The sequence below is a fragment of the Bradyrhizobium sp. USDA 3397 genome, from assembly GCF_054060965.1.
Genome location: NZ_JBSSDS010000001.1, coordinates 4,579,766 through 4,597,284, shown reverse-complemented (window position 1 = coordinate 4,597,284; position 17,519 = coordinate 4,579,766). Strand labels below are relative to the sequence as shown.

Annotated in this window: 14 protein-coding genes; 10 read left to right on the top strand and 4 right to left on the bottom strand. The window is 64.6% G+C overall.

All coding sequences use genetic code 11. The annotated features are described in order from the left end of the window. Positions 1-54: 54 nt before the first annotated feature. Positions 55-633, bottom strand: coding sequence for a TetR/AcrR family transcriptional regulator (locus tag ACVWYQ_RS21220; protein ID WP_271539753.1), 579 nt, complete (start codon positions 631-633; stop codon positions 55-57). A gap of 215 nt (positions 634-848) precedes the next feature. On the opposite strand from ACVWYQ_RS21220, the gene ACVWYQ_RS21215 reads away from it, so the two are divergent. From ACVWYQ_RS21215 to recQ, 6 genes are all read left to right on the top strand, one after another. Next, on the top strand, positions 849-1,955 hold the full coding sequence (locus ACVWYQ_RS21215; RefSeq protein WP_271539752.1) for an efflux RND transporter periplasmic adaptor subunit: 1,107 nt from the start codon (positions 849-851) through the stop codon (positions 1,953-1,955). After that, entirely contained in the window at positions 1,952-5,062 is a 3,111-nt protein-coding gene (locus tag ACVWYQ_RS21210; RefSeq protein ID WP_404544581.1) for an efflux RND transporter permease subunit, read from the top strand. Before ACVWYQ_RS21215 ends, ACVWYQ_RS21210 begins: the two co-directional genes overlap by 4 nt. A gap of 343 nt (positions 5,063-5,405) precedes the next feature. Continuing rightward, positions 5,406-6,707, top strand: coding sequence for an O-acetylhomoserine aminocarboxypropyltransferase/cysteine synthase family protein (locus ACVWYQ_RS21205; RefSeq protein ID WP_271539750.1), 1,302 nt, complete (start codon positions 5,406-5,408; stop codon positions 6,705-6,707). Between the two features lie 12 nt (positions 6,708-6,719). Next, positions 6,720-7,742 carry a homoserine O-succinyltransferase MetA gene (metA, locus tag ACVWYQ_RS21200; RefSeq protein ID WP_271539749.1) on the top strand — a complete coding sequence of 341 codons (1,023 nt, stop codon included), beginning with the start codon at positions 6,720-6,722 and terminating at the stop codon, positions 7,740-7,742. A gap of 80 nt (positions 7,743-7,822) precedes the next feature. Next, the gene (locus ACVWYQ_RS21195; RefSeq protein WP_333919204.1) at positions 7,823-8,566 is read left to right on the top strand and encodes a polysaccharide deacetylase family protein; all 744 of its coding nucleotides are present in this window, start codon (positions 7,823-7,825) and stop codon (positions 8,564-8,566) included. Positions 8,567-8,812: 246 nt separating this feature from the next. Further along, positions 8,813-10,678 (top strand): DNA helicase RecQ, encoded by a 1,866-nt coding sequence (recQ, locus tag ACVWYQ_RS21190; protein ID WP_456726328.1) that lies wholly within the window; start codon positions 8,813-8,815, stop codon positions 10,676-10,678. 200 nt (positions 10,679-10,878) lie between these two features. Here the strand turns inward: recQ and ACVWYQ_RS21185 are convergent, their stop codons facing one another. Further along, the gene (locus ACVWYQ_RS21185) at positions 10,879-11,895 is read right to left on the bottom strand and encodes a 1-aminocyclopropane-1-carboxylate deaminase (RefSeq protein WP_456726327.1); all 1,017 of its coding nucleotides are present in this window, start codon (positions 11,893-11,895) and stop codon (positions 10,879-10,881) included. A gap of 158 nt (positions 11,896-12,053) precedes the next feature. Between ACVWYQ_RS21185 and ACVWYQ_RS21180 the strand changes: the two genes are divergently transcribed. The 3 genes from ACVWYQ_RS21180 to ACVWYQ_RS21170 all read left to right on the top strand — a co-directional run bounded on the left by ACVWYQ_RS21180 (position 12,054) and on the right by ACVWYQ_RS21170 (position 14,396). Next, on the top strand, positions 12,054-12,518 hold the full coding sequence (locus ACVWYQ_RS21180; RefSeq protein ID WP_404544573.1) for an Lrp/AsnC family transcriptional regulator: 465 nt from the start codon (positions 12,054-12,056) through the stop codon (positions 12,516-12,518). 44 nt (positions 12,519-12,562) lie between these two features. Continuing rightward, a complete protein-coding gene (locus ACVWYQ_RS21175; RefSeq protein ID WP_404544571.1) occupies positions 12,563-13,726 on the top strand; it encodes a PLP-dependent cysteine synthase family protein in 1,164 nt (387 codons plus the stop codon). A 109-nt stretch (positions 13,727-13,835) separates the two neighbouring features. Beyond that, positions 13,836-14,396 (top strand): carboxymuconolactone decarboxylase family protein, encoded by a 561-nt coding sequence (locus tag ACVWYQ_RS21170; protein WP_271539745.1) that lies wholly within the window; start codon positions 13,836-13,838, stop codon positions 14,394-14,396. A gap of 16 nt (positions 14,397-14,412) precedes the next feature. Here the strand turns inward: ACVWYQ_RS21170 and ACVWYQ_RS21165 are convergent, their stop codons facing one another. Both ACVWYQ_RS21165 and ACVWYQ_RS21160 read right to left on the bottom strand, forming a co-directional pair. Beyond that, positions 14,413-15,996, bottom strand: coding sequence for a sensor domain-containing diguanylate cyclase (locus tag ACVWYQ_RS21165; protein ID WP_128265484.1), 1,584 nt, complete (start codon positions 15,994-15,996; stop codon positions 14,413-14,415). A gap of 183 nt (positions 15,997-16,179) precedes the next feature. Next, on the bottom strand, positions 16,180-17,052 hold the full coding sequence (locus ACVWYQ_RS21160) for a hypothetical protein (protein ID WP_404546379.1): 873 nt from the start codon (positions 17,050-17,052) through the stop codon (positions 16,180-16,182). A 212-nt stretch (positions 17,053-17,264) separates the two neighbouring features. Here ACVWYQ_RS21160 and ACVWYQ_RS21155 point away from each other — a divergent pair, with 212 nt between their 5' ends. Further along, positions 17,265-17,510, top strand: a complete 246-nt coding sequence (locus ACVWYQ_RS21155) for a hypothetical protein (protein WP_128265485.1) — start codon at positions 17,265-17,267, stop codon at positions 17,508-17,510. The last annotated feature ends 9 nt before the right edge of the window (positions 17,511-17,519 follow it).

Here is a 17,519-nt window from a genome sequence, read left to right as displayed (position 1 = left end):
ATTTGATCAGCGAATGGGCCGTGCGGATTCACTCCGAACACCGGCCTCTCCCGCTCAAGCGGCAGCGGCGTCTCGAACCTGTTCGGCCGCGGCATCCAAAAGCGCTTGAGCCAGATCGGGGTCGTTGACGACGCGAGAGAGCGTCACCGCGCCGACCATCGTCGCGAGAATGCCCATGGCCTTGCCGCGCGAGGCCTCGCCGTCGTTTCCGGCGATGAAGCGGCCGAGCACGTCGAGATGGGCTTTGATTCCCGCTTCGAATTCCGCCTTCACCTCGAGGCCCTGTCGGGCGGCATCTGCGCCGAGCGCCACGATCGGGCAGCCGTCCATCTTCTCTTCGCGATGGTCGCCACTGAGGTAGAACCCGATCACGGCGCCAAGTGGATCGTCAGGATGCGCCGCGGCTGCGTCTGACCATCGGCCGGATGCGCTTTCCAATGCGCGCCTGGACGCCTCCACCGCCAGATCCTCTTTTGAAGCGAACTGCTTGTAGAAGGCGCCCTGAGTCAGCCCGGCACCCTTCATCAGATCCTTGAGGCCGATGCCATCAAAGCCGCGCTCCCTGAAGAGGCGACTGGCCACATTGATCACGTTTTGGCGGTTCTCGGCCGCCTGGGTGCGACTCACTCGCATCGCGGATCTCCAATTGGATTTCGTTCGACTGCTATATCAAATATAGAGTTCGATTGCAATCTATCAATCTGTGCACCCTGATTTTCGTACGTTGCGCGGGGAAAATCGGGGGGTCTGGGATCACGCTTCCGTTATAGGCCAAAAATTGGATTGCGATCGAAATCTAACATGTCTATAGAAGTCATACGACATCTAATTCTCAAAGGAGATGGGTCATGAAAAGGGGTGTTGCAGTGCTCGCCGGTATTCTGGTTCCGGCGGGGGTAGCGACCTTCGTTTCCCTTGCCATTCCCGCCCACGAAGCCTCCGCGGTGATCGATCCAAGGCAGGAACCCCCGATGGTCCGCCTGGTGACAGCCACTCGGGTCAGCGGATCCGAGCGCGGTTTCACCGGGACGGTCGGCGCGCGAGTGGAAAGCAATCTCGGTTTTCGCGTTGCCGGGAAGATCGTCGAACGACTCGTGAATGTCGGTGAGCAAGTCAAATCCGGCCAGCCCTTGATGCGGATCGACGAAACCGACTTGCGCCTCGCGGTCACAGCGAAGCGCAACGCGGTCGCCGCGGCGCGCGCTGTTGTCGTTCAGACCGACGCCGACGAGCGGCGATACGCCAACCTGGTGAACGACGGATGGACTTCAAAGCAGCGCTACGAGCAGGCGAAGGCCGCGTCGGACACCGCCAAGGCGCAGCTTGCCGCGGCCGAAGCCGAGGCAGGCGTCGCCGAGAACCAGGCGACCTATTCCGTTCTGGTCGCGGATGCGGACGGGACGGTCACCCAGACGCTCGGCGAGCCGGGACAAGTGGTTGCCGCCGGCCAAGCGGTCGTTCGACTGGCGCAGTCCGGTCCTCGCGAAGCCGTGGTCGCGCTTCCCGAAACCATGCGGCCGGCGATCGGCTCGCTCGCCGAGGCGAGCCTGTATGGCAGCGATGGGCGCCGCTTTACCGCGCATCTGCGCCAGCTATCGGATTCCGCCGATCCCCAGACCCGCACCTATGAGGCCCGCTACGTGCTCGATGGTGACGCCGCAGCGGCGCCGCTTGGTGCGACCGTCACCATTCGGCTTACAAGCCAGGATCATCAGCCGGAAGCCCAGGTGCCGCTGGGCGCCGTGCTCGATGACGGCAGAACGACGGGCGTTTGGGTCTTCGACAGCGCGACCTCGACCGTGCGCCTGCAGCCCGTCAAGCTGCTTCGTGTGACCAGCGAGACAGCCGTTATCTCGGGATCGAAGTCCGGTGACCAGATTGTTTCTCTCGGCGCTCATCTCCTGCATGAGGGTGCTCGCGTCAGGACTGGCTCGGAAAGCGGGAGCAAGTCGTGAGCTTCAATCTCTCCGCCCTCGCCGTTCGCGAACGGGCCGTCACCCTGTTCTTCATCCTGCTGCTGGCGGCCGCGGGCGCCTACGCCTTCTTCATGCTCGGGCGGGCCGAGGACCCGTCCTTCACCATCAAGACCCTGACGGTCACCACCGTATGGCCGGGCGCGACGGCGCGCGAGATGCAGGACCAGGTCGCCGAACCCCTGGAGAAGCGGATTCAGGAGCTGACCTGGTACGACCGGGTGGAGACGACGACGCGGCCGGGTTATGCCTACATGACGGTGACGCTGAAGGACAGCACGCCGCCGTCCAGCGTGCAGGAGGAGTTCTACCAGGCCCGCAAGAAGCTCGGGGACGAAGCGCGCAAGCTGCCGTCCGGAGTGCTCGGCCCCTTCGTCAACGACGAATATTCGGACGTGAGCTTCGGACTCTACGCACTCAAGGCCAAGGGCATGCCGATGCGCGAGCTCGCAAGGCAAGCCGAGACCATTCGCCAGGATCTCCTGCACGTGCCCGGCGTCAAGAAGATCAACATCCTCGGTGAACGTCCCGAACAGATCTTCGTCGAGTTCTCCTATGCCAAGCTGGCAACTCTCGGTGTGTCGGCAACGGATATCGTTGCCGCCCTGCAGCGACAGAATACGGTGACGCCAGCCGGTTCGATCGATACCAAGGGGCCGCAGGTCTTCATCCGGGTCGACGGCGCTTATGATAGCGTCCAGGCGATCGCCGATACCCCGATCGTCGCTGCCGGGCGGACGCTGAAGCTGTCCGACATTGCTGAGGTCCGCCGCGGATACGAGGATCCACCCACCTACATCATCCGGCACCAGGGCGAGCCTACCATCATGCTCGCGGCGGTGATGCAGGAGGGCTGGAATGGCCTCGCGCTCGGCAAGGCGCTGGAGGAGAGGTCTGCGGCTATCGCTCGGACACTGCCGCTCGGGATGAGCCTCGCCAAGGTCAGCGATCAAGCCGTCAACATCACCTCGGCGGTCGACGAGTTCATGATGAAGTTTGCGATGGCGCTGGGCGTGGTGCTGCTGGTGAGCCTGCTCAGCCTCGGCTGGCGTGTCGGCATCGTCGTTGCGGCTGCCGTGCCCCTGACGCTCGCCGTCGTGTTCCTGATCATGCTGGAGACCGGCCGGTTCTTCGACCGCATCACGCTCGGCGCTTTGATCCTGGCGCTCGGTCTTCTCGTCGACGACGCCATCATCGCGATCGAGGTGATGGTGGTGAAGATGGAAGAAGGCATGGACCGCATCTCGGCGGCGGCCTATGCGTGGAGCCACACCGCGGCGCCGATGCTGTCTGGAACGCTCGTGACAATCGCGGGCTTCCTGCCGGTGGGATTCGCGCGCTCGACCGCCGGCGAATACGCTGGCAACATCTTCTGGGTCGTGGGATTCGCCCTCATCGTCTCCTGGATCGTCGCGGTGATCTTCACGCCCTATCTTGGCGTCAAGATGCTGCCCGCGATCAAGCCGGTCGAAGGCGGTCACCACGCGATCTACGGCACGCCCAACTATCAGCGCCTGCGAGGGCTGATCACCTTCGCGGTCCGCCACAAATTCCTGACCTGCAGCATCGTCGCCGTCGCCTTCGCGCTTTCCGTCGTCGGCATGGCTGGCGTCAAGCAGCAGTTCTTCCCGACCTCCGACCGCCCGGAAGTGCTGGTGGAGGTTCGCCTGCCGGAAGGCACCAGCATCGAGACGACGACGGGCACCGTCGAGAAGCTCGAGGGCTGGCTGCACGATCAACCCGAGGCCAAGATCATCACGAGCTATGTCGGTCAGGGCGCGCCGCGCTTCTTCTTCGCGATGGCGCCGGAGCTGCCAGATCCGGCCTTCGCCAAGATCGTCGTCCTGACGCCGGATGCGGAGGCGCGCGAGGCTTTGAAGCATCGACTCCGACAATCGGTATCACAGGGCCTCGCACCTGAGGCCAATGTGCGCGTCACCCAGCTTGTGTTCGGACCCTATACGCCGTTCCCGGTGGAGTTTCGTGTGATGGGGCCCGATCCCGCGCAATTGTACGCCATCTCTCAGAAGGCTCTCGAAATCATGCGTGGCGTTCCCGATGTACGACAGGCAAATCGGGATTGGGGCAACCGCACGCCCGTGCTCCGCTTCATCCCGGATCAGGATCGGCTGAACCTCATCGGCCTGTCGCCGGCCGAGGTGGGCCGTCAACTCCAGTTCCTGCTCACCGGCATCGCCGTGACCCAGGTTCGCGAGGACATCCGCAATGTCCCCATCGTGGCGCGCAGTGCTGGTGGCGAGCGGCTGGACCCGGCGCGTCTGGCGGATTTCTCGCTGATGAGCCGGGACGGCCGTTCGATTCCGCTCGACCAGGTCGGCCATTCGGAAATCCGACTTGAAGAGCCGATCCTCAAGCGCCGCGATCGCACCCCCGTCGTCACGATACGCTCGGACATCAATGAGGCGACCCAGCCTCCGGAGGTCTCCAAGGAGATCAAGGCAGCCCTGCAGCCCCTGATCGCCTCCCTTCCGGCCGGCTATCGTATCGAGCTGGGCGGATCGATCGAGGAGGCAACCAAGGCCAACGACGCGCTCGCGACGATCTTCCCCGCCATGATTGCCGCCATGTTGATCGTCGTCATGCTGCAGGTTCGATCGTTCTCGACGATGGCGATGGTCGTCCTGACTGGACCGCTCGGCCTCGTCGGCGTCGTGCCGGCATTGCTCCTCTTCAACCAGCCCTTCGGGTTCAACGCGATTCTGGGCCTGATTGGACTGGCGGGCATCTTGATGCGCAACACTCTGATCTTGACCGAACAGATCAAGGAGAACCTTGCCGCCGGCCTTGACGACTATCACGCCGTCATCGAGGCCACGGTGCAACGCACGAGACCCGTGATCCTCACCGCGCTTGCTGCCGTGCTGGCCTTCATCCCGCTCACGCATTCCGTGTTCTGGGGGTCGATGGCTTACACACTGATCGGCGGCACGGCCGTCGGCACGGTTCTGATCCTGCTGTTTCTGCCCGCGCTCTATGCCGCCTGGTTCCGGATCAAGTCGACCGCAGATGACATGCATGAGGCCTCGCGCGAGAAGCCGGAATTGCAAGCGGCATTGGCTGCCGAGTAAGGCTCCATTGATCCCATGGAGGATCGTCCGGTCCGAACGGAAAAAGGATCCGACGAGGCTCACGCTCGCATCCGGGAAACGGATGAAGAGCGCTTGCGGCCGCGTCGGTCACCAGTCGGTCACCACATGGCGTCGGTAGCGGACATTGCCGCCGTTGCCAATTGATCAATCAAATTTAACTCGAATTTTAGCTAACTCGCCAACAAGCATTAGGGTTACTTCCTCGATCTCTAAGCGAATTATTGTCCGCTTTACCACCCGCCTCTAACACGAGGACGGCGGCCAACGCACGCGCCTCATTCTAGGCCAATAAGTGCGGCCCGCTCCACGCGGAGGTGGCACGATGCGCAACGAGACGATCGCTATTCACGCCGGCTACGAGCCTGAAGCCACCACGCACGCAGTGGCCGTGCCGATCTACCAGACCGCGGCCTACGCCTTCGACAGCGCCGATCATGGCGCCGCCCTGTTCAATCTGGAGACCGAAGGCTTTCGCTACAGCCGCATCGCCAATCCGACCAGCGCAGTCCTGGAGAAGCGCATCGCACAGCTCGAAGGCGGCGTCGGCGCGCTCGCGGTCGCGACCGGGCAGGCAGCGCTGCATTTCGCCTTCGTCAACGTCGCCGACCACGGCGGCAACATCGTCTCCGTGCCGCAGCTCTACGGCACCACGCATACGCTGCTCTCCCACATCCTGCCGCGCCAGGGCATCATCGGCCGTTTCGCCGAGAGCGACAAGCCCGAGGCGGTCGAGAAGCTGATCGACGAGAACACCCGCGCCGTGTTCGCCGAGACCATCGGCAATCCCGCCGGCAATGTCTGCGACGTCGAGGCGCTGGCGAAGGTCGCGCACGCGCATGGCGTGCCGCTGATCGTCGACAACACCGTCGCCACCCCGATCCTCTTCAAGCCGTTCGACTATGGGGCCGATATCGCGGTGCATTCGCTGACCAAGTTCTTGGGCGGTCACGGCACCACGCTCGGCGGCGCCATCGTCGATTCCGGAAACTTTCCCTGGGCCGAGCACGCCGATCGCTTCCCGGCCTACAACAAGCCCGACGCCTCCTATCACGGCCTGGTCTATGCCGAGCGCTTCGGCAAGACCGCCTATATCGAGCGCGCGCGCAGCGTCTATCAGCGCACCATGGGCTCGGTGCTGTCGCCGTTCAACGCCTTCCTGCTGCTTCAGGGCATCGAGACCGTGGCGCTGCGCATGGAGCGCCATGTCGAGAACGCCCGCAAGGTCGCCGAATTCCTGCGCGGCGATCCGCGCGTGGCCTGGGTCAACTACACCGGCTTTTCGGACAGCCCCTATTATCCCCTCGTGCAGAAGTACCTGAACGGCAACGCCTCCTCGCTATTCACCTTCGGCATCAAGGGCGGCATGGAGGCCGGCAAGACGTTTTACGATGCGCTGAATCTGATCACGCGCCTCGTCAATATCGGCGATGCCAAGTCGCTCGCCTGCCATCCGGCATCGACCACCCATCGCCAGATGTCGGCGGAGCAGCAGCGCGTCGCCGGCGTGCTGCCGGAGACGATCCGTCTGTCGATCGGCATCGAGCATGTCTCTGATATCATCGAGGACATCGACCAGGCGCTGGAAAAGGCTTGCCCGTCGGCGCGCCGCGAGGCCGCGGAGTAGGCGGCGCCGGCCATGACGATCTTGATCGACAAGAATCAGGTCATCGCGGGCCCGACGCTGGTGCCGGCCGCGCACGATCTCGCGCGCGATGCTGGCGCCGAGCTCACCATCGGCCTTGTCAACAACATGCCGGATGCCGCGTTGAAGGCGACCGAGCGGCAGTTCATGAAGCTGCTTCAGGCCGCGGCGGGCTCGCGCCGTATCCGCTTCCACTGCTTCTCGCTTCCCAGCGTGAAGCGGTCGCCGGAAGCCAAGTGGCACGTCGAGAGCGAGTATTCCAACCTTTCCGATCTCGAGCGCGGCAAGTTCGATGGGCTGATCGTGACGGGCGCAGAGCCGATCGCGCCCGAGCTCGACGGGGAGCCGTACTGGCGCGACCTCACGAATCTGATCGACTGGGCCAAGGTCAACACGCGTTCGACGATCTGGTCGTGCCTTGCCGCGCATGCCGCGGTGCTGCACCTCGACAATATTGAACGGCGGCGGCTGCCGGCCAAATGTCACGGCATTTTCGATTGCGGCGTCGTGACGGACGATCTGCTGACCCGCTCTGCGCCCGCGCCGCTCAAGGTCTCGCATTCACGTCTGAACGAGATCGCCGAGAGCGACCTCGTGCACGCCGGTTATCAGGTGCTGACACGCTCACAGGAGGCTGGCGTCGACGTCTTCATTCGCCAATACGCCAGCCGCTTCGTGTTCTTCCAGGGTCACCCCGAATATGACGCGCTGTCGCTGCAGCGCGAATATCTGCGTGATATCGGCCGCTACCTCGCGCGGGAGCGGGAGACCTATCCGCGCCTGCCGGTGAGCTATTTTGACGCAGCGACGGAAGAGAAGCTGGCTCGCTTCGAGAGGAAGGCGGCGCACCAGCGCCATCCGGCGCTCAGCAACGAGCTGCCCGCGCTGAACCTGCGCGCCGATATCGGCGCCGGCGACGCGGCGGCGGTGCTCTTCCGCAATTGGCTGCGCTATCTCGGCGCGGACGCCGACGCGTCGATCGGTGCGCTAGCCGAAGCGGTCTTGGTTCGGCGTTAGGATTACCCGAGCGTTAGGCTTGCCTCGACCTGCGCACGAATGTTTGGGTAGACCAAGAAGGCATCACAGGAAACGCAGTCGTGTGGTCGGCACTCCAGGGACGCGTGAGCAATCGGTTGGCCCGGCATTTCCGCGCCGCGCCGCACCGGCTGGCCGCGCATGCGGCGATGGTGAGCTTCACGTTCGACGATGCCCCCGATAGCGCCGCGGGCGAGGGCGCCGAGCTACTGGAGCGGCATGGCGGCCGCGGCACCTATTACCTCGCCGGCAGCCTGATCGGTCGGCCGTCGGAGCATTGGCATGGCCTCTCGGATGATGCGATCGTCCGGCTTCACCGCGCCGGGCACGAGATCGCCTGCCACACCTTCTCGCATCAGAACTCGGCGACGCTCGACGAAGCCGCCATGGCGCGCGAGATCGAACGAAACCGCAGCCATCTCCGCGGCATTGATGCCTCGATCACGCTGGAGAATTTCGCCTATCCCTATGGCATCGCCTCGGTGTGGCGCAAGCCGCAGCTGACAAAGGCCTTCCGTTCCGCGCGCGGCATTCTTCCCGGCGTCAACAGCGGCGTCATCGACCTCCAATTCCTGCGCGCCTCGCCCTTGGTCGATTGCGAGATCGACGAGGCCGGGGTCGATCGCTATTTCGACGCGGCGGTCGCGAGCGGCGGCTGGCTGATCTTCTACGGCCACGACGTCACCGAAAGGCCGAGCCCCTATGGCTGCACGCCGCATCTGATGCGTCATGCGCTCGAGGCGGCCGGCAGACGCAATATGCCCATCGTGACCGTCGCAGAAGCGCTGCGACGGATCGGGGCGTAGCCTCTTCACCTCTCCCCGCTTGCGGGCAGAGGCCGGATTGCATCGAAGATGCAATCCGGGTGAGGGGGTACAGGTCCAGCGGCGGTCTCATGTGTGGAGAGAAGCCCCTCACCCCAACCTTCTCCCCGTAAGGACGGGGAGAAGGGGACGAAGCAGCGTTGCCTCGCCCTCCAAACAGTCTTGCCACAGCCACACCAGCATGCGACTGGCCTTGTGACGAATCCCACGGCCTGATCTGCTCCGCCCATGTCTGCTCCCTCCAACGCCCCACTGCCTGCGCCGGCCAACGGCCGCCACGCGCTGTCGGTGCTGCATTCGGTGTTCGGCCTGCCGGGATTCCGCGGCGCGCAGGGCGAGATCATCCGCCACGTCACAGACGGCGGCAATTGCCTGGTCTTGATGCCGACCGGCGGCGGCAAGTCGCTGTGCTATCAGCTTCCATCCTTGCTGCGCGAAGGTTGCGGCATCGTGGTTTCGCCGTTGATCGCCCTAATGCGCGACCAGGTCGCCGGCCTGATCGAAGCCGGTGTCAATGCCGCCGCGCTGAACTCGTCGCTGACGCCGCAGGAGGCGTCCGACATCGAACGCCGCCTGCTCGCCGGCGATCTCGACCTGCTCTATGTCGCGCCGGAACGGCTGGTCACGCCGCGCGGCCTGTCGCTGCTGGCGCAGGCGAAAGTGGCGCTGTTCGCGATCGACGAGGCGCATTGCGTCTCGCAATGGGGCCACGATTTCCGGCCCGAATATGTCGGCCTTTCCGTCATCGCCGAGCGCTTTCCCGACGCGCCGCGGATCGCGCTGACCGCGACCGCCGACGAGCTGACGCGCAAGGAGATCGTCGAGCGGCTTCAGCTGACGGGCGCGCCGCAGTTCGTCTCCAGCTTCGACCGGCCCAACATCCGCTACGAGATCGTCGACAAGCGCAATGCGGTGTCGCAGCTGAAGGAATTCATCCGCGAGCGCCACATGGGCGATGCCGGCGTGGTCTATTGCCTGTCGCGCAACCGCGTCGAGGAAGTCGCCGCCGCGCTTGCCGAGGCCGGCATTGCGGCGCTGCCCTACCACGCGGGGCTCGACGGGGCGGTGCGCTCGCGCAACCAGGATCGCTTCCTCAACGAGGACGGCATCGTCATCGTCGCGACCATCGCCTTCGGCATGGGCATCGACAAGCCCGACGTGCGCTTCGTCGCCCATCTCGACCTGCCCAAGAGCATCGAGGCCTATTACCAGGAGACCGGACGCGCCGGCCGTGACGGCAAGCCGTCGGCGGCGTGGATGACCTACGGTCTCTCCGACATCGTGCAGCAGCGCCGCATGATCGACGAATCGGCCGGATCGGAGGATTTCAAGCGGGTCTCGATCGGCAAGCTCGATGCGCTGGTCGGCCTCGCCGAGACGCCGCATTGCCGACGCCGGCGCCTGCTCGCCTATTTCGGCGAGATCGTGATGGGCGAGAGCTGCGGCAATTGCGACAATTGCCTGACGCCGCCGAAGATGCGCGACGGCAAGGTGCTGGCACAGAAGCTGCTGTCCTGCGTCTATCGCACCGGGCAGCGTTTCGGCACCATGCATTTGATCGACGTGCTGGTCGGACGCCTGACCGAGAAGGTCACACAGTTCGGTCACGACAAGCTGTCGGTGTTCGGCATCGGCCGCGAGCTCAACGAGAAGCAGTGGCGCACGGTGCTGCGGCAATTGGTGGCGATGGGCCATTTGCGCAGCGACAGCGAAGCCTACGGCGCGCTCAAGCTGACGGATTCTTCGCGCGGCGTGCTGCGCGGCGAGACCGAGGTCTGGCTGCGCGAGGAGGCGCCCGGCACGCGGGTTCGCGCCAGCCGCGCCAAGTCACGCCGCGGCGACCTCGCGCCGGCAGCGAGCGCGGCGCAAGGCGACGTCGATCCCGAACTGCGCGCGCGCTTGCGCGCCTGGCGCTCAGAGGTCGCGCGCGAACGCGGCGTGCCGGCCTATGTGGTGCTGCACGATGCCACCATCGACGGCATCGTCCGAGCTTGGCCGACGACGCTGGACGAGCTGCGCAACGTGCCGGGGATCGGCGACAAGAAGCTCGAGCACTACGGCGACGAGCTGCTGCAGATCGTGAGGACGAGGTAGGGCGCAGTCGTCATCCCGGACAAGCGCGCCTCAAGCGCGCGCCGATCCGGGATCCACAACCACAGGGAGAAGTTTGCTGCGGCAGGCCGGCAACCACGAGTTTTCGCCAAACGCCTCCCTGTGGTTATGGTCCCGGGCTCGCGACTTCGTCGCGCCCCGGGACGACAACAGAGTATGACGCGCGAGCGCTACGCTCTCACTCACCCGTTCCTGAACGCATACGCGTACCCGTTCAGGGCCGGCGCGCCGCCGAGATGGGCGTAGAGGATCTTCGCGCCCTTCTCGAAATAGCCCTTCTTCGCGAGATCGATCAGGCCCTGCATCGACTTGCCCTCGTAGACTGGGTCGGTGATCATGCCTTCGAGGCGCGCGGTGAGGCGGATCGCCTCCTTGGTCTCCTCTGACGGAACGCCATAGGCGGGATAGGCGTAGTCCTCGATCAGCACGACGTCGTCAGTGACGAGGTCCTTGCCGAGCTCGACGAGCTTTGCCGTGTTCTGCGCGATCTCGAGCACCTGGGCCTTGGTCTGGGCGGGCGTGAAGGAGGCATCGATGCCGATCACCTTTCGCGCACGGCCGTCAGCCGCAAACCCGACCAGCATGCCAGCATGGGTGGAGCCGGTGACGGTGCAGACGACGATGTAGTCGAACTTGAAGCCGAGCTCGGCTTCCTGCTTGCGCACCTCCTCGGCAAAACCGACATAGCCGAGGCCGCCAAACTTATGCACGGAGGCACCGGCGGGAATGGCGTAGGGCTTGCCGCCCGCGGCCTTCACTTCCTCGATCGCCTGCTCCCAGCTCTTGCGGATGCCGATATCGAAGCCGTCGTCGACCAGGCGCACGTCGGCGCCCATGATGCGCGAGAGCATGATGTTGCCGACGCGGTCATAGACGGCGTCCTCGTGCGGCACCCAGGCTTCCTGCACCAGGCGGCATTTCATACCGAGCTTGGCTGCGACCGCCGCGATCATGCGGGTGTGGTTCGATTGCACGCCGCCGATCGAGACCAGCGTATCGGCATTGGAGGCGATCGCATCGGGGATAATGTATTCGAGCTTGCGCAGCTTGTTGCCGCCACAGGCGAGGCCGGAATTGCAGTCCTCGCGCTTGGCATAGACCTCGACTTGGCCGCCGAGATGTTTTGACAAGCGCTCCAGCTTCTCGATGGGCGTCGGGCCGAAGGTCAAAGGATAGCGCGGAAATTTGTCCAGCTTCATGGGTCATCCCGATTGGCGTTGGTGTTGGCGGCTCCCTAGCATTGCATCGGAAAAATGTGCTCTCGAATATTGCGGCCATGTTGCACGACTTCTTGCGTAAGTTGTGATAATTGCTAACATTCCTTCCAGAATAGCACCTATCTGCGGAAGCTTCTTTCATGGCTGCCCGGCTCGACCGCACCGACCTCAAGATATTGAGATTGCTTCAGAATAACGGCCGGCTCAGCAACGCCGAGCTGGCCGAAACGGTCGCGATCAGCCCCGCCACCTGCCACCGTCGCACCCAGCGCCTGGTCGAGGACGGCTTCATCGCCAATGTCCGCGCCATGGTCGCGCCGAAGAAGGTGGGCAAGGGCACGCTGGTGATGGTCGGGGTCGTGCTCGACCGCTCGACGCCGGAGAGCTTTGCCACCTTCGAGCAGGCCGTTGCAAAGCTGAAGTTCGTGCTCGACTGCCATCTCGTCGCCGGCGATTTCGATTACTTCCTCAAGATCCGCGTCGGCGACATGGAGGATTTCAACCGCATCCACGGCGAGCAGCTGATCGCGCTCCCAGGCGTGCGCCAGACCCGGACCTTCTTCGTGATGAAGGAAGTCGTCGACAACGCGCCGCTGGAATTTTAGGCGCAGCTCTTGATGCGCTATCCGCATCATGAGAGATTCGCCCGATGCAGACATTCCCCTTCCGCCAGCACAACCCGGCCGGGCCGGCTTATCGGCGCGGCTGGGTCGACGAGGCCGTGGCCGCGATCGAGGCCGACCAGTGCCGCACCGCCGACACGCATCTGATCCGGCTGATCGTGCCGGCGCTATCGGGCATCGACATCTATCTGAAGGATGAGTCCACGCATCCGACCGGCAGCCTGAAGCACCGCCTCGCGCGCTCGCTGTTTTTGTATGCGCTCTGCAACGGCCACATCCGCGAAGGCACGCCCGTCATCGAGGCTTCGTCGGGATCAACCGCGGTGTCGGAGGCCTATTTCGCAGAGATGATCGGCGTGCCCTTCTACGCCGTGATGCCGCGCACGACCTCGGCGGAGAAGATCGCTGCGATCGAGCATTATGGCGGCAATTGCCATTTGATCGACGACGGCCGCGCGCTCTATGCGGAAGCCGCCGCACTCGCCGCCCGGCTGGACGGCCACTACATGGACCAGTTCACCTTTGCCGAGCGGGCAACCGACTGGCGCGGCAACAACAACATCGCCGAGTCCATCTTCACGCAGTTGCAGGGCGAGCCGCGTCCGCTGCCGGACTGGATCGTGATGGGCGCCGGCACCGGCGGCACGTCGGCCACGATCGGACGCTATCTGCGCTATCGGCAATATCCGACGCGGCTGTGCGTCGCCGATGTCGAGCACTCCGCTTTCTTCGATTGCTTCCGCATGCAGGACCGCTCCCGTGTCTGCGACCGCCCGTCGCTGATCGAGGGCGTCGGTCGCCCCCGCTGCGAGCCGTCCTTCGTGCCCGGCGTGGTCGATCGCATGATGAAGATCCCGGATGCGGCGACGATCGCGGCGATGAACGTGCTGTCGCGACGGCTGCGCCGCCCGGTCGGCGGCTCCACCGGCACCAACTTCCTGGCGCTGTGCCGGCTCGCCTCGGAGATGCGCCAGGCGAACGTCACGGGATCGTTGGTGACGCTGATCTGCGATTCCGGCGAGCGCTACCGGCAGACCTATTACGAGCCCGCTTGGCTCGCCGCGCGCGGCCTCGATCCGGCGCCGTTCGAGGCGGCGCTGTCGTCGTTCCTCGCCACAGGTGAGCCACTGGCGCTGGACGTCGACGACGTGGTCAATCCTCAAAGCCTGCAAAACCCCACGGCGTCATAGCCGAGATCTGCCTGGCATCTGCGAAATCGCACGGTCGTCACGGCAACTTCACTTGCCTTGCGCAGGCATGCAGGTGACGGTTGCGTCTTCTCAACGAGGAGACCCTACCGTGCGCCTTCCCATTCTCGATCCGAAAGAGCTGACCGACGAACAGAAGCCGCTCTATGACGACATGCGGGCCGGCATGCAGGACCACTTCAAGGGTTTTGTGAACATGCGCGAGGACGGCGCGCTGCTCGGGCCCTGGAATCCCTGGATCCGCGAGCCGCGCTTCGGCAAGCCGGTGTGGGAGCTGGTCAAGGCGATCGCGTCGAATCCGCTGCTGCCCGCGGCCGTGCGCGAGGTCGCGATCCTCGTCACCGGCTCGCATTTCCGCTCCGGTTACGAGCTCTACGCGCATGTGCTGGTTGCCGAGCAGCGTGGCCTCTCCGACGAGAAGCTCGCGACCATCGTCGCCGGCCAGCGGCCGGTGGACCTCACCAAGCAGGAAGCCATCGCCTACGACATGGCTTCGGCCCTGGTCAGCGGCGGCGTGCTGCCGGAGCTGACCTGGCGTGCGGCCGTAAAGGAATTCGGCGAGCACGGCGCGGCCGAGCTGTCCTATCTCGTCGGCGTCTACTGCATGGTCTCGGTCACGCTCAACACCTTCGACGTGCCAGTGCCCGAGTAGACGCAGCTGCTTTCCGTCACTCCGCCGCCTTGTTTGCAGGGGGCGGGGGCATCCAGGCGATGCAGCGATTGCGACCCTCGGCCTTGGCCTGGTAGAGCGCATGGTCGGCCGCGCCCATCAGCGCATCGATGCCGGACATGCTGACGGTCGCCTCCGCGATGCCGATGCTCACGGTGAGACCGAACTGAAGCTTGTCGGCAAAGACCGGCGTGCTCATCACGCGCTTGCGGATGCGCTCGGCCACCGTCCTAGCCCGGGACAGGCTGGTTTCCGGCAGCAGCACGGCAAACTCTTCGCCGCCGAGACGGCCGACGATGTCCGATTTGCGCTTGCCGTCGAGGCAGGCGGTCGCAACGGCCTTGATTGCTGCGTCGCCCACGGCATGACCGTAGCGATCGTTGACCGACTTGAAGTGATCGATGTCGAGCATCAACACCGAGACGGAGCGATAGTAGCGCTGAAAGCGGCTCCATTCCGCATCGAGGTTGTTCAGAAAATGGCGGCGATTGTGGAGGCCGGTGAGCGGATCGGTGGTGGCGAGCTTCTCCAGCATTGCGGCTTTTTGCGTCAGATCGGTGATATCGACATAGGTCAGCATGCGACCGCCATTCGACATCGTGGTGCAATGAGCCCTGATGCGGCGTCCGTCCGGCGTCTGTAGGTCGCGCACGTGATCGCCGGCCTTGACCTCCTCGACGCGCCGCGCCGGAAACTTCGCGAGCTCGCTGCTCGGAAGATTGGGCGCGCTGGCGCGATGCAGACGTCGGACCAGCGAGGAGTAGGTCGGCCGGCTCGCCGCCTCGTCTTCGCTGACCTCCCAGAACCGTCGCATCCGCCGGTTCATGAAGGTGGCGTGTAGGTCCGCATCGAGCAGCAGGACTCCATCCTGAACGTTCTCCAAGGCATCCCGCAGCCGCTTCAACTCGTCGGAGGTGCGCACGATGTCGGTGACGGGCGTGTAGGTCAGCATGCGGCCACCGTCGGGCAGCGGTGTGACTTGGACGCGCACGACCTCGCCATTGGTCCGGCGCACGTCGATTGGGGTTGGATCGCCCGACTCGATCACACGGACGCGCTCCGCGATCAGTGCATCGAGGTCCGGGTCCGGCACCTCATAGGCCCCGATGTCGCGCCCGTGATGGAGCAGGGTGAGAATGGATGGATTACTGTCCGCCACCTCGTCGGGCAGGTGCCACATCTGTCGAAACGACCGGTTGATGAGGCGTGCCCTGAGATGGGAATCGAGCAGCACGATGCCGGTCGGTACATGATCGAGCGCGGCGCGCAGCGCCAGCATCTGGCTGCGCATCAACGCGTCAGACGAGCGTTCCCGCTCCTCGCCGGCTGCTGGCTCGATGCTGTTCGGCTGTTCGAAGGCGACGCCGGCCTGCCGATCCGATCGCCAGATCACGCGGCAGGTCAGGATCTCGCGCCCCGCGAGCCGGAGCTGGAAGCGCTCGGGTACGCCGAGGCTACTCTCCATCTCGAGCGTCGCGGCCTCCTCGGTGAGCCGGCGTACCACGCAATCGATCGACGACTGGCCGAAATTGAAGAAGATCTTCCCAGCAAGGAACGTCCGTTCCGAAACCAAGCGGGACATTCGCAGCCTCCAAAGCGAACACGACCGAAAAGCCGGGGTAGTTTCGCGCAAGCTTCTTTGCGGCGGTGTAACGCAATCGATGTTTCGGAATGAGAATTAATGATCGGTTGACGAGCGATGCGGAACGTTGTCCCGGCCGTCGATTGCAGCGCCGCGCTTGACCGAAAGTTCCCAATAAATCAATCAGTTGCGCACCGCGTAGAGCGGCGTGCGCAGTGTCAGCTGGTACGACGGCTTCGGCATCCAGGCGATCTGCGCGGTGATGCCGAACAGGCGGTTGTCGTTGTCGTCCATGCGATCGAGGTCGAGCCGCAGGACCGGCTGGGTGAAGGATTCCGCCAGCGTCCGGCCCGCGAGCTGGGCGCCGCCGAACGACTGCATGCCGAGGCGCCCGGTGAACTTCCAGTTGCTCGGCCATTGATAGTAGCCGCCGGCATAGAGGATCGTGTTCGGCCGGATCGTGGCGAACGGGCTGGCGATGGTGACGGTGGTGTATTGCAGGCCGGCGAGCCAGCCCCGTGTCTCGTCCTCGTCGACCGCGTAGTCGAATTCCACGATGTTGTTGAAGGAATTCGTCATGCCCTGCTCGTTGGGCACCGACTGCGTCAGGGTCGATTGCAGCGTGATGGTCGGGATCTTCCCGCCATTCTGCTGGTAGAGATCGGCCTGCACGCCGATGTTCCAGCTCGTGATGTCGAAGGACGACCAGCCGCCGCCGATATCCGTCGTCGTGCCGGATACGCCGCCGTAGAGTGACACGCGGTCGCTGACGTCGACGGTCAGCGGCAGGTCGATCGCAATCGATTTCGCGGCCGGCAGTCCATTCGGCAGCGACGTGCCTCGTTGCGCCGCCAGGGCTTGGAACGCGGCTGACAGCGAGGTGTTGCCGAAGCCGAGCGCGAGCGTGCCTGCGGGGATCGTCGCATAGATGGTGCGGAGATCGAGATAGATGTTCGGGACGGTCGGCTTTGCGGGCTCGTCCTCCTCATCGTCGGCGGCGAGGGCACCGCCTGCCGGGATCGCCAGACACAGCAATCCCGCTGCGGCAGCGCGCAATGCCGGACGACGGGATTGGCTGCGAAGAGTCACGTGACGATCCGATGCGGGGCGATTGAGGGCGAAACACTTGCTAGATGGAACGTGATCGCTCGCTTGGTCAAGCGTCATCCGCAAGCGATGGACGGCGTGGATGTGTGCGGTTACCCTGCCATGATCGCACTGATGCGCTCGCCCGCCACAGTGCTGGCCGAAGAATGGAGGAGACAGCCATGAACACGTCACGCCGCATCCTGCTCACCGGTCTGGCGGGGCTCGCCGTTGTTCCGACCGCTGCGGCGGCTGCACCCGCGGCCGCGTCCGGCGAAGTGACGGTCGCGGAGGAGCGCTTCGCACGCACGATTGCGGCGGCGCATGCGCCCGACCTCGCCTGCGCATGGCAGGCGGAGCGTTATGCAGACGCGCACTGGCCGGAATATGTCGCGGCAGCGCGCGCGGTGATCGGCGCGCGCGTGTGATTGAGCGCT